Here is a 12,549-nt window from a genome sequence, read left to right as displayed (position 1 = left end):
GGGATTCACTTGCTAGAATGTTTAAGAATAACTAGTAATGGTCTGCGTTTGGATACTACCTTTTTCCACAACATGTGGATTGTCAGGTGTCCCTGTTAAAACCACGCCATCTTCAATTTTAACATCCTTATCAATAATAACGCCGTCTAATATACAGTTATCTCCAATTTGGCTCTTTTGCATAATGATACTGTTTCGAATCACTGAACCTTTTCCAACCTTTACAGAACGAAATACAACACTGTTATCTACTTGTCCTGCAATAATACTACCGTTCGCAATCATTGTATTTTTTACCCCAGCGCCTTTCATATAGCGCGTTGGTGGTTCATCTTTTACTTTTGTAAAGATAGGAGCTTTCTTCGTAAATAATTGTTTCCAAATGGAAGGCTGTAAAATTTCCAAACTATGTTTATAATAATTTTCAATCGAATCGATTTCCGCTACATACCCCGTATGTTCATATGTACCAATGTACAACGATTCTCCTCGTTTTTCTTTGACCACATCAAACAAACTATAATGTTCCATGTCTTTATATGTTTCAAATAAGTCTAATAATAATTGTTTCTTAAGCACATAAGTTTGCAGCGATACGCCTTCATGGCATACTTCCGTAATATCTGCTCCTGTATGTATATGTCTTTCTAATACCTTTTGAAAATTTAATGCTGTAACAAGATGGCTGTTTGTAATAACAACATACTCTTGTCTACTACGCAGAAAGTAGTCAATATGTCTTCTGAAATGAGCGAAGGAACCGAACTCATCTTGATCACATTGGCAATTCGGAGGAAATAAAAATAAGCCGTCGCGTTTTCTATCTAGATCCCATTGTTTCCCTGATCCAAGATGATCCATCAAGGAGCGATTCTTATGACTTGTAAAAATCGCTACACTATGAATATGAGAATTAACCATATTAGAAAGCATGAAATCAATGAGACGATAACGTCCTCCAAATGGTAGCGCGGCCAGTGAACGGTGCCCTGTTACTTTCTTTAAGGAAGGAAAACTTCCTGTTGCATTAATAATTCCTAACATTGTTTCTCCCATTCATCTCATCCTCCTTTTCTATTTCCCCTCAGCAATCAATACAACTTCATCAATATTTTTTTCTGGACGAATAATCGTTCCATCTTCAATGACCATTCCTGATCCGACAATCGCTCTTTCAATCACAACATTTTGACCAATTCTTACATCCGGCATAATAACGGAATCCATCACCTTGCTGCCTTCTCCTACCGTTACCCCTTGGAATAAAACAGAATGCTTTATATCCCCTTCAACTACGCATCCTTCATTAATTAACGATTCTTCTACAGTCGCCCCTTCAGCAATATATTGCGGTGGTTCATTTGGATTGACTGAATAAATACGCCAGCTATGATCATTTAATTGTAAGGATGATTCATCATGAAGCAAATCCATATTCGCTTCCCATAAACTCTTTACAGTTCCAACATCTTTCCAGTATCCTTCAAATGGATACGCCATAAGTTTTTTCTTTTCGTCTAATAAAAGTGGGATGACATCCTTACCAAAATCATTACTAGATTCAGGATTTCTCGCATCCATCTCTAAATATTCTTTCAAAATAGCCCAATTAAAAATATAAATTCCCATTGAGGCAAGATTGCTTCTCGGAAACTGTGGTTTTTCATCAAACTCAACAATCTCCATCTCCTCATTTGTATTCATAATGCCGAATCGACTTGCCTCTTCCCATGGCACTTCAATAACAGAAATCGATACATCTGCTTCTTTTTCAATATGGAAATCTAGCATTTTACTGTAATCCATTTTATAAATATGATCTCCTGACAAAATCAGAACATATTCCGGATCATACTGATGTAAAAAATTTAAATTTTGATAAATAGCACTCGCCGTTCCTGTATACCATTTCACCCCAGAAGATTCCGCATAAGGGGGTAAAACTGTCACGCCTCCGTTCACACGGTCCAAATCCCACGCATTCCCAATACCAATGTAATTATGCAACTCTAACGGTTGATACTGTGTTAAAATCCCAACTGTTTCAATACCAGAGTTCGTGCAATTACTCAATGTGAAATCAATAATTCGGTACTTACCGCCAAACGGAACAGCTGGCTTGGCTAAATTTTTTGTTAATGCACTTAAACGACTACCTTTTCCCCCTGCTAGTAACATTGCTACGCACGTCTGCTTTTGAACCATTTTGTTTTTTACTCCCCTTTCTCGTCTTCACTGGTCTTAAAATAGATACACCAAGTGGTGGAATTGTTATTTCTACATGAGCAGACTGGTTATGATATGGCTCCCCAATTACTTTCATCCGTTTTTTATTCACCTGTCCTGAGCCGCCGTATGCTGCATCATCACTATTCAAAATCTCGTTATAATATTGGAATTCTGGCACGCCCACTTTATAACTTTCGTACACAACATTCGTAAAATTACATACAACAACAAGAACGTCTTCCTCTTTATCCCCTTTGCGAATAAATGAAAAAATACTTTGTTCTTTATTATCAGCATCAATCCACTGAAATCCTTCCTGTGAATGATCCAGTTGCCAAAGTGATTTCGATCGCTTATACAATGCTATGAGCTCTTTAAAGTAATCATGCATATGACGATGCATTTCAAAGTCATGTAAATTCCAATCTAAATCCTCAAGGTCTTTCCACTCATCAAACTGACCAAATTCACCGCCCATAAAGAGCAATTTCTTTCCAGGATGCGTAAAGAAATATCCATATAATAAACGGAGCTGTGCAAATTTCTCCCAGTAGTTTCCCGGCATTTTATTAAGCAATGATTTTTTCCCATGAACGACTTCATCGTGAGATAGTGGCAATATAAAGTTTTCAGAGTACGCATATAGCAAAGAGAATGTCATTTTCTCATGAATATATTTCCGGTATTCTGGTGCACACTCCATATATTTCAGCACATCATTCATCCAGCCCATATTCCACTTATAATTAAACCCAAGCCCGCCCTCATACGTTGGAGCCGTTACAAGTGGCCAAGCTGTCGAATCTTCTGCCGTCATTAGAAATTCTTCGTCCTCTGCAAATACTGCTTCATTTAGCTCTCGTAAAAAGGAAACCGCATATTCATTACTTTGCTCTTTCCCTTCCTTTTCCCAGTACAACATATTAGCAACCGCATCGACACGAAAACCGTCAATATGGTAATATTTCATCCAAAACAATGCGTTTGAAATTAAAAAGTTTCGAACTTCTCGCTTTCCTAAATCAAAATTCACTGTACCCCATACATGATTTTGCTGAACATCCGCATCTTTATATTCATAGGTTGGTGTTCCATCAAATAAGTACAAACCATGAGCATCCTTGCAAAAATGTCCTGGTACCCAATCTAAAATGACACCGATTCCATATTTATGACATTCATCGACAAAATACATAAAATCATGAGGCGTACCAAATCGACTTGTCACCGCATAATATCCAGTCCCTTGATATCCCCAGGAACGATCATACGGATGTTCAACAAGCGGCATAATTTCAATATGAGTAAATTGATGTTCCGCCACATAAGGAATGAGCTCCTCTGCCATCTCCCGATACGAATACAGAGAGCCATTTTCTTTCTTTTTCCATGAACCAAAATGCAATTCATAAACAGCCATTGCTTCTTTATAAATTGGCTTTCGTTTCTTCTTCCGAAACCAATTTTTATCATTCCATTCATATCCCCTTATATCAAAAACTACAGATGCCGTATTCGGTCTTACTTCTGCATATGTTGCATAAGGGTCTGCTTTTAAAATCGTCTCATCACCTAGAGTCTCAATCGCATACTTATATATTTCGTTTGTCTCTATCTGTGGTATAAACAATGACCAAATACCCTCTTCTGTCATTTGGAGCATCCTATGTTGCTCGCTATCCCAATCATTGAAATCTCCAACAACGCTTAGATTTTTCGCATGAGGAGCCCATACTGTAAAACGTACACCTTGTATATCATTCTCTATTACAAGGTGTGCTCCAAATATGTTATAACTCTCATAACATCCTTCTGTATGAAACTCATACAAACTTTCTTCTAAATAATTTGTTACACCCAATATGTTCACCTCACTAAGATGACAGAATTTTTGATACTTTTAACATTCTCCAAAAAACTGAAATATCCTTGTTAAATTTAAATTAATATACGTTTTTCCCTATGTTTTTTTAAGTTTTTTTTACATTTCAATGGAAAATATCGAATTTTGACGAATATTCCTTGAAAGCGGTTTATTTTATTTTCGGGTTTCAAAGATTTTTTTTGATAAATATACACGATAGCAAGAAAATCGCTATTTTACTAGCTTCTTCCTTTCTTCACTATGTTGAATCGAATAATTTTCAGCTTATAAAGCTCTTACAAAATCTTTCATAATAAAATGTTTCTCAACATTTTATGCAAGAAAATTATTGAAACACGTAATACACAGGAATATACTTGCCCTCAATAAAGAATATTTTTCCATTTAATATTTCTTTTTTTGGGGATCGAACTCTTATGACTATAATCCTTACTTAAACACTATGTTTTATCTATTTTTAAGGATTTACTGTTAGTAGAGCTAGATATCAAATACATCTCAACTGGGGGCCTTATTATGTCATTAAAAAGAAAAATAGGAATGGGAGTTATTAGTGCTTCACTAGGTTTATCTCTTAGCTTGGGCGGTGTTTTTGCTTATTTTAGCGACTCTGAAACATCAAATAACTCATTCCAAGCTGGTACATTAGACTTATCCGTTAATCCTACTGTCATTGTCGATGTGAAAGGTTTAAAACCAGGTGATTCAATCGAGCGAAATTTCCAGCTTGAAAACAAAGGATCATTAGACATTGCAAAAGTAGCACTAGAAACATCTTATCAAGTGAAAGATGTTAAACAAGATAATAATGGGGAAGATTTGGGCGATCATGTTCTTGTACAATTTCTAGTCAATGATGGGAACCAATCTAATCCAAATGATGACCATGAGATTTTATGGGAAACAAAACTATCAGAATTAAAAAATATGAAACCGGAAGATGTAGCAACATCACTTGAACGCTATAATTTAATAGATGGTATTAAATCCGGTAATACAGACAACTTACACGTTCTATTTTCCTTTGTCGATAATGAACAAGACCAAAACAAATTTCAAGGAGATTCCCTCCAGTTAAACTGGACATTCCATGCAGAGCAAACAGCAGGGGAAGAAAAATAGATTTTTTTCACATGAGTATTTCCAAATTTTCTATTAATCAATTATAACTATTTTCTATCTTTTTATTTCTGAATTTTTAAAAAATAAATCCAGAGGAACATAATGAAAAAGAAAAATAAAAAGAAACTCGTTACTGGAATTGTAACTGCCGGCGGATCATGCTGCATCTATATTATCTAACCTTTCAAAAGAACAGCGCCAAGCATTAAATAGCCTAGATGCGAATCCTGAGTTTGTTATTTCACCAGACATTAACACAAGTAGTTCCGAACCTATAAATGTCATTGTAGAATTTCAAACCGCTCCCGTGAAAATTAATGAACTAAAACAAAAAGCAAAAGGGTTACAAGCTGCACCAGAAAATTTGAAAGCACGTATTGACCAAGAGCATGAAGAGTTTCGCAAAGGGCTTGAGCGACTTCATCAAAATAGTCCATCCGTGAAGTCAGGCAATTTACAAACTGCAAAGATTAACCGTTCTTATAAACACGCTATAAACGGTGTTGCGCTGACCTTACCAGCAAATACAGTAGAAGAGTTATTACGAATTGGAGTCGTAAAGCGAGTTTGGAAAGATTACGAAGTGAAATTAGATCTTCCAAAACAAGGAGAACAAAAAGCACCTCAAAAATTAACAGATAGCATTCCGCAAATTGGTGTCGACAAGCTACATAGCGAAGGGATTACTGGAAAAGGAATTAAAATGGGTGTGCTAGATACTGGGATTGACTATAATCACCCTGATTTAAAAGACGTATATAAAGGATATCGTGCGAAACCTGGTGAGAATGCTACTACAATTGATCCAAACTCAGTAAAGGGTTGGGACTTTATTAATAACGATGCCGATCCAATGGAAACAACTTATTCAGAATGGAAAGATTCCGGTGCTCTTGAATTCAACGATCGTGGATCAGCATTTTACATATCACATGGGACACATGTTTCTGGCATTGTCTCCGCTCAAAAGAAAAATAAAGTTGATGCTGCCGTAAAAGGCGTGACCCCTGATATTGAGCTATATAACTACCGTGTATTAGGTCCTTACGGAAGCGGTGCAACTTCTGGTATTATCGCAGCCATCGATAAATCGATTTCTGACGGTATGAATGTCATCAACTTATCTTTAGGCGATGATAGTAACAATCCACTTGATCCAACTTCTATCGCAGTCAATAATGCGATGCTGTCTGGACTTGTTACAGTAGTTGCAGCAGGGAACGCTGGCCCGAATCCAGCAACCCTTGGATCACCTGGTGCTTCTCCGTTCGCCATTACAGTGGGAGCGAGCGATAGTTCTATCTCTCTTCCGAAGTTTTCGGGTCATGCGGAAGAATTACAAATTCCAAGCATCATTCTATTTGGCAAAAACTTTACTGACAAAATAGAAGACTTTAAAGGACAAAGCTTGCCAGTTGAACACGTCGGTCTTGGTAGTCCTAGCGAATTTAGTAACAAAGATTTCAAAGGAAAAATTACACTTGTGCAAAGAGGTAACATTTCCTTTGATGAAAAAATTGTCAATGCAAAACAAGCTGGAGCAAAAGCCGTTATTGTTTATAACAATGTGGACGGGGAAATTCCATACTATGTTGGTGAAAGTACAAGCTATATCCCAACATTCCGCTTAAGTAAAGAAAACGGGAAAAAATTAAAAGCACAAGTAGAACAAGGAAATACACCTTTTACATTTGATGGACTAGATTATGTTCAGACTGAAGGTGACCACCTTGCTGATTTTAGTTCCCGTGGTCCTGTTACAACCAACGATGATATTAAACCTGATATCGTTGCACCTGGAGTTGCGGTGCTCTCAACATTACCAGAGTTTATTAACGATCCACAAGAAGGTGAAAATTACGATGGTGCTTATGCTCGTAAGCAAGGTACATCTATGGCATCACCTCATATTGCTGGTGTCGCTGCTCTCATTTTACAACAACATCCAAACTACTCTCCATTTGATGTGAAAGCTGCTCTCATGAATACAGCTGATGATTTGAAAGATAAATATTCCGTATATGAAGTTGGGGCTGGACGAGTAGATGCTTACAATGCTGTTCATAGTGAAACAACTCGTATCAGGAGAGTTTAATCTCGATTTCTTACAAAAAAACTTTAGCTTCTCACATGCGAGATTAAATCCTGCTTTTGAAAAATTAGCTGCTGAAAAAGGAGTAAAACCAACGTTACATGAACCGAAACTAGAAGATGGTTCCGTTAAAGTTGGTGCATCTATTGATGATAAAAACTTTACTGGTTTTGATGGTAACATTCCATTTATCGATGTAACGTTTAAAGTATCCAATGATGAATATTATCAATCTGACATCCAATTTGAAGCGCCTAGCTTCTTCTACTGGAAATCAAGTGAAACAGAGCCAAGTAAAATTCGTATTCTTCAAGATCAATCATTCTCTGTTATGTCTTTAAACTCATTAGCTGAAGGAAATATTAAACCTGAAGCATTCCTAAATGAACGTGGATATTTAGATGAAAAGTTCGATTATACAAAGCTTGGCATTAAAGTATATGCGGCTGATTCCTATCGCCATAAATATGATGGTACCTTAGATAAATACGGTTTCTTCCGCTTACATGGTCTACCTGTCAATTTACATGGTCTACCTGTCAATAAACGTGACTATAACTTATATGTGGAAGCACCAGAACATTTAACAAGCCGCTTAACAACAAAACTAGGCACTGAAAAAGATGGTAAGCTACTTGGTCAGTATTACTATGCTCGTTTGGATGAAAACCTTGCAGGCGATGTGAATAGCGATAAAGTTATCGACATTAAAGATGCAGAAATCATTGCAAACAACTATGGTAAAAAAGGAGTATCTGTAAAAGACGGAGATATTAATCAAGACGGTATTTTGGATGAAAAAGATATTCGCTTTGTAGAAAAGAACTTCCTGAAAAAAGGACCAGATGCAGCGAAAACGCAAAAGCCTCTTGAGAAATCAAAAAGTGGAACATTAGCAGATATTCTAAAGAAGTTAGGTTTAACGCCTAAAAAATAAAGTGAAACTTTAATCAGTGGGGGGTTCTTCATCCCCCACTGATTATTAACCTTCACCAATCGAGCTTTTACGAGCCGTAATACTCCCACAAATAGCGGGATAAACATAAAAAGCACTCTATTTTAAAAATAAAGTGCTTGTTTCTATAAACAACCCTCTTCCAGCAAAAGGGGTATATTTGGGGGATATACAAGGGAACTGGAAAAGGAATTTATATAGGGTTATATAAAAATTCAGAAGCAGGAAGCAGTTTCCCACTTCTGAATGATTTATCAATTATATTAAAGTACTGGTGCCATAGTTTCTTTTAATACTTTTACAGAATGAGCGAATTTCGCTTTTTCTTCTTCATTTAGCTCAAGTTCAACGATCTCACGTACACCTTCGCGGTTAATAACAGCTGGAACACCTACATAAGCATCTTTTTCACCGTATTGACCTTCAAGGTATGCAGATACAGTTAGTACACTGTTTTCGTTGTTTAAGATTGCTTTAGTTACGCGAAGTAGTGACATACCAATTCCATAGTAAGTTGCACCTTTACGTTCGATAATGTGGTAAGCAGCGTCGCGTACATTTACAAAGATTTTATCTAAATCATCTTGGTTATACTGTTCATTGTTCGCTAAAATTGTTTCTAGCTTTTGTACACCTATAGTAGCGTGGCTCCATACTGGAAGTTCAGTATCGCCGTGTTCACCAACGATGTATGCATGAACGTTACGTGGATCTACATCTAAGTAGTCACCTAACATATAGCGGAAACGAGCAGAGTCTAAAGTAGTACCTGAACCGATTACGCGTTCTTTTGGTAATCCAGATTCTTTCCAAGTTACATAAGTTAGAATATCAACTGGGTTAGTTGCGATTAAGAAAATACCATCAAATCCGTTATCCATAATACCGCGAACGATTTGCTTAAAGATTTTTGTATTCTTCTCAACTAAGTCTAAACGAGTTTCACCTGGCTTTTGTGGTAATCCAGCAGTGATAACAACAAGATCTGCATCTTTACAATCTGCATAACTACCGCTCCAAACTTTTGTTGGTGATGGAGAGAATGGTACCGCATGGCTTAAGTCCATTGCTTCCCCTTCTGCTTTTGCTTCGTTTACATCTACAAGTACGAATTCTTCAGCTACACCTTGGTTGATCATTGAGTAAGCATAACTACAACCTACAGCTCCTGTTCCTACTAATACTACACGATTGATACCTTTTTTCATGGTAATTTCCCCTCTCTATTGTTCACATTTATTATTATTGTTGTTTAAGTAATTAATTAAAGTACTAATTTAATGTTGTTTAACTTCCTTACATACACATTGTAGCATGAATCTTTGTGAATGTATTCACAAATTATGACCTATTTGTGAACTTTTTCACAGACAGTAGAAAGTTATGCTGTCAGGTCTGGAATCAATCTCAATGGAAGCCTTTTCTTTAGATTGTGAAAAGCTTATTTCATCATATTTTATCGTTGATCTATTAAAGATTAGGTAATACATAATTTGCTGTAGCCTCGCATCCATCAAGTTAAAATCTCTTTATATCTCAAACAAAAAAAGCTATCCTTTCGGCAGCATTTCCAGAAAGAATAGCTTTTTTTCGTGTTTGGGATCACCCTTTTTCTTAGCTCGCTGACGATGCGACAGTACCTCTATTAAATATTATTCCGGCATTAAACGAGTAGATACCCCAATTCGATTCCATGCATTAATAGTAACAATCTGCATAATGATTTCAGCAATTTGTTTTTCTTCAAAGTATTTCCTTACTTCTTCATATACCTCATCAGGAACGTGCGTTTCCGCTACTAGTGTAATTGCCTCTGTCAAAGCAAGCACAGCACGCTCTTCCTGCGTAAAGAATGGTGTCTCACGCCAAGCATTAAGAGCATAAATACGCTGCTCTGTTTCCCCTAGTTTTCGTGCATCTTTCGTATGGAGATCAATGCAATACGCACATCCATTGATTTGAGAAGCCCGAATTTTAATTAGCTCTTTCAATCTTTCATCAATACTTGTAGTCATCAAGTATTTTTCTAAACCCACCATTGCTTTATAGCCTTCCGGATTTACTGTTCCCATTAAAAATCTTATTTCCATTGTATATTCCCTCCATAAAATAAAATTAGTTTATACTTTGGCATCAGGATATTTAACAAGGTCTCTCATGAATTCTTTACTATCACTATCTGTCGTAGAATATTTTAGTTCATGACAGAAACTTTAATTAAAAAACATACATGTGATCCCTCTTATCCCCTGTCACTTATAAGACAAATTAGCTCTTCATTTTGTGACAAAATAAAAAAGAGATCTTAAAATAAAGATCTCCTTTTCAATTCAATGTTATAGAACTGGAATGTGCTTTAATTTATCAGGATTGACTACAATGTAGATTCTTCTAATTGCTTTGCCACTTTCATCCCACTCAAAGCATATGGCTTTCTCTACATAGCCTTTATTCCTTGCTAAAATACCAAATTGACCATTTATGATAGTTGGGAGAAGCTCCAATTGAAAGAACCCTCGTGAAACAATAGCCTCCAGAAATATCTGGATACGTTGTTTGCCCAGAATCGGAAATATAGCTGCACGCACTTTACCGCCTCCATCAGTGACAAGTGTTGCATCTGCTGTCAGCAAATTAATAAATTCCTCAAAATTCCCTGTATTTGAAGCTTGAATAAAAGTATGTATCATCTTTTCTGTATAATCTGATTGTTGTGGATGTACTGGTACCTCATGCTGTATCTTCACTTTGCAACGGCTGTAAATCTTTCGGCAATTTGCCTCTGATTTGTTTAAAACTTCAGCTATTTCATGATAATCGTACCTGAGCGCTTCCCTTAAGACAAATACGGCTCTTTCAACAGGTGTTAAATTTTCTAACAGTACAAGAAATGCATAGGATACCCTTTCATTTTGAATTATGGTTTCTATAGGATTTAGTTTTGCCGTATCTATTTCGGGCTCGGGAAGCCATTCTCCTGTATACACTTCTCTCTTTTTCCGAGCCGATTGTAGTATATTCAAACAATGGTTTGTCGTCATTTTAATTAAATACGCTTCTATATTTCTAACTGATTCTTTGTCTATCTGCTGACTTTTGATAAGTATATCTTGAGCAACATCCTCGGCATCACTAACAGAGCCAAGCAGACGATATGCAACAGAGTAAACTAAAGGCTGATAAGTTCGGTACAAAGTTTCAAAATCCATCCTATCACTCCATTCTATATCGTGTTTCAATACAAAAAATATATGATTTGTTATGATTAAAAGATGATCTTTCCATTACAAAAGGAAGGGTTCTTAATCTTACGCAAGCTCTTATATATCACTGACATAATAATATTTGATAGCTTTTATCCATAGGAAGCAAGGATTACAACTGGTATAAAGTCTTACATAAAAATTGTACATACGTGACTAGTTTTTGCTTTTAAAATAGATAAATGGTGCACATACTCTTTGTTATCTTGTTCTGTACATAATTCTAGCCCTTTTTCTATATGCATTACAGCAGTCTTCAGAGTAGATTCCCACAATTTCAGTCCGTTTTTCTAAGTAATGACTCTAAAAAAGCAAACTTCGATAAGTCTGCTTTAGCTTAAAGAAAATATTCAATATACGAAAAAGAGATAGCAGATTCTGCTATCTCTTTAAGTATGACCCGTACGGGATTCGAACCCGTGTTACCGCCGTGAAAGGGCGGTGTCTTAACCACTTGACCAACGGGCCAATTTCTGGCAGAGAAGAAGGGATTCGAACCCTCGCACCGCGTTAGCGATCTACTCCCTTAGCAGGGGAGCCCCTTGAGCCACTTGGGTACTTCTCTATAATATGGCTCCGCAGGTAGGAATCGAACCTACGACCGATCGGTTAACAGCCGATAGCTCTACCGCTGAGCTACTGCGGAATAATGGTGGGCCTAAATGGACTCGAACCATCGACCTCACGCTTATCAGGCGTGCGCTCTAACCAGCTGAGCTATAGGCCCTCATTATAAAAAGCGGGTGAAGAGAATCGAACTCTCGACCAGAGCTTGGAAGGCTCTTGTTTTACCACTAAACTACACCCGCATAAAAATGGTGAGCCATGAAGGATTCGAACCTTCGACCCTCTGATTAAAAGTCAGATGCTCTACCAACTGAGCTAATGGCTCATTTTTACAAAAATGGTGGCTCGGGACGGAATCGAACCGCCGACACGAGGATTTTCAGTCCTCTGCTCTACCGACTGAGCTACCGAGCCTTTATGTAAAAATGGCGGTCCC

At 37.0% G+C, this 12,549-nt stretch carries 8 protein-coding genes, 7 tRNA genes and 1 pseudogene; 3 read left to right on the top strand and 13 right to left on the bottom strand.

The window, feature by feature from the left end:
• Positions 1 to 21: 21 nt before the first annotated feature.
• Genes AZF08_RS09640 through glgB form a run of 3 tightly spaced genes read right to left on the bottom strand, consistent with a single transcriptional unit; the run spans position 22 to position 4,090 of the window.
• Positions 22 to 1,056 carry a GlgC family sugar phosphate nucleotidyltransferase gene (locus tag AZF08_RS09640; protein WP_033676240.1) on the bottom strand — a complete coding sequence of 345 codons (1,035 nt, stop codon included), beginning with the start codon at positions 1,054 to 1,056 and terminating at the stop codon, positions 22 to 24.
• Between the two features lie 18 nt (positions 1,057 to 1,074).
• The gene (locus tag AZF08_RS09635; protein WP_033676238.1) at positions 1,075 to 2,205 is read right to left on the bottom strand and encodes a glucose-1-phosphate adenylyltransferase; all 1,131 of its coding nucleotides are present in this window, start codon (positions 2,203 to 2,205) and stop codon (positions 1,075 to 1,077) included.
• A complete protein-coding gene (gene glgB / locus AZF08_RS09630; RefSeq protein WP_051725845.1) occupies positions 2,153 to 4,090 on the bottom strand; it encodes a 1,4-alpha-glucan branching protein GlgB in 1,938 nt (645 codons plus the stop codon). The genes AZF08_RS09635 and glgB overlap by 53 nt, the downstream gene beginning before the upstream one ends.
• Positions 4,091 to 4,630: 540 nt before the next feature.
• On the opposite strand from glgB, the gene AZF08_RS09625 reads away from it, so the two are divergent.
• The 3 genes and pseudogenes from AZF08_RS09625 to AZF08_RS32345 all read left to right on the top strand — a co-directional run bounded on the left by AZF08_RS09625 (position 4,631) and on the right by AZF08_RS32345 (position 8,265).
• Positions 4,631 to 5,236, top strand: a complete 606-nt coding sequence (locus AZF08_RS09625) for a TasA family protein (RefSeq protein WP_033676236.1) — start codon at positions 4,631 to 4,633, stop codon at positions 5,234 to 5,236.
• A 102-nt stretch (positions 5,237 to 5,338) separates the two neighbouring features.
• Positions 5,339 to 7,313 (top strand): annotated as a pseudogene (locus tag AZF08_RS09620) (S8 family serine peptidase); the annotation flags it as partial.
• Positions 7,282 to 8,265, top strand: a complete 984-nt coding sequence (locus AZF08_RS32345) for a hypothetical protein (protein WP_438823430.1) — start codon at positions 7,282 to 7,284, stop codon at positions 8,263 to 8,265. The pseudogene AZF08_RS09620 and the gene AZF08_RS32345, both read left to right, overlap by 32 nt.
• A 281-nt stretch (positions 8,266 to 8,546) precedes the next feature.
• Here the strand turns inward: AZF08_RS32345 and AZF08_RS09615 are convergent, their stop codons facing one another.
• The 10 genes from AZF08_RS09615 to AZF08_RS09570 form a co-directional block, all read right to left on the bottom strand.
• Complete coding sequence (locus AZF08_RS09615) at positions 8,547 to 9,491, bottom strand: L-lactate dehydrogenase (RefSeq protein ID WP_033676233.1); 945 nt, start codon at positions 9,489 to 9,491, stop codon at positions 8,547 to 8,549.
• Positions 9,492 to 9,935: 444 nt separating this feature from the next.
• Complete coding sequence (locus tag AZF08_RS09610) at positions 9,936 to 10,373, bottom strand: carboxymuconolactone decarboxylase family protein (RefSeq protein ID WP_033676232.1); 438 nt, start codon at positions 10,371 to 10,373, stop codon at positions 9,936 to 9,938.
• 246 nt (positions 10,374 to 10,619) lie between these two features.
• Positions 10,620 to 11,492, bottom strand: a complete 873-nt coding sequence (locus AZF08_RS09605) for an RNA polymerase sigma-70 factor (RefSeq protein ID WP_033676229.1) — start codon at positions 11,490 to 11,492, stop codon at positions 10,620 to 10,622.
• 450 nt (positions 11,493 to 11,942) lie between these two features.
• A tRNA-Glu gene (locus AZF08_RS09600) sits at positions 11,943 to 12,014 on the bottom strand.
• 6 nt (positions 12,015 to 12,020) lie between these two features.
• Positions 12,021 to 12,111: transfer RNA gene (locus AZF08_RS09595), tRNA-Ser, on the bottom strand.
• A 6-nt stretch (positions 12,112 to 12,117) separates the two neighbouring features.
• Positions 12,118 to 12,192: transfer RNA gene (locus AZF08_RS09590), tRNA-Asn, on the bottom strand.
• Between the two features lie 4 nt (positions 12,193 to 12,196).
• Positions 12,197 to 12,273: transfer RNA gene (locus AZF08_RS09585), tRNA-Ile, on the bottom strand.
• Positions 12,274 to 12,284: 11 nt separating this feature from the next.
• A tRNA-Gly gene (locus AZF08_RS09580) sits at positions 12,285 to 12,355 on the bottom strand.
• A gap of 7 nt (positions 12,356 to 12,362) precedes the next feature.
• A tRNA-Lys gene (locus tag AZF08_RS09575) sits at positions 12,363 to 12,438 on the bottom strand.
• 13 nt (positions 12,439 to 12,451) lie between these two features.
• A tRNA-Phe gene (locus tag AZF08_RS09570) sits at positions 12,452 to 12,527 on the bottom strand.
• Positions 12,528 to 12,549 lie beyond the last annotated feature (22 nt).

The sequence above is a fragment of the Bacillus gaemokensis genome (assembly GCF_001590835.1).
Lineage (GTDB): Bacteria > Bacillota > Bacilli > Bacillales > Bacillaceae_G > Bacillus_A > Bacillus_A gaemokensis.
Note: the sequence above shows the minus strand (reverse complement) of the source record. Positions and strands in the feature narration are given on the sequence as shown.

What these genes read in the sequence shown, in the direction of transcription:
- AZF08_RS09625 (WP_033676236.1), top strand. Translation starts at nt 4,631, where the DNA reads ATGTCATTAAAAAGAAAAATAGGAATGGGAGTTATTAGTGCTTCACTA.
- AZF08_RS09635 (WP_033676238.1), bottom strand. Translation starts at nt 2,205, where the DNA reads ATGGTTCAAAAGCAGACGTGCGTAGCAATGTTACTAGCAGGGGGAAAA.
- AZF08_RS09605 (WP_033676229.1), bottom strand. Translation starts at nt 11,492, where the DNA reads ATGGATTTTGAAACTTTGTACCGAACTTATCAGCCTTTAGTTTACTCT.
- AZF08_RS32345 (WP_438823430.1), top strand. Translation starts at nt 7,282, where the DNA reads ATGCTTACAATGCTGTTCATAGTGAAACAACTCGTATCAGGAGAGTTT.
- AZF08_RS09640 (WP_033676240.1), bottom strand. Translation starts at nt 1,056, where the DNA reads ATGGGAGAAACAATGTTAGGAATTATTAATGCAACAGGAAGTTTTCCT.
- AZF08_RS09615 (WP_033676233.1), bottom strand. Translation starts at nt 9,491, where the DNA reads ATGAAAAAAGGTATCAATCGTGTAGTATTAGTAGGAACAGGAGCTGTA.
- AZF08_RS09610 (WP_033676232.1), bottom strand. Translation starts at nt 10,373, where the DNA reads ATGGAAATAAGATTTTTAATGGGAACAGTAAATCCGGAAGGCTATAAA.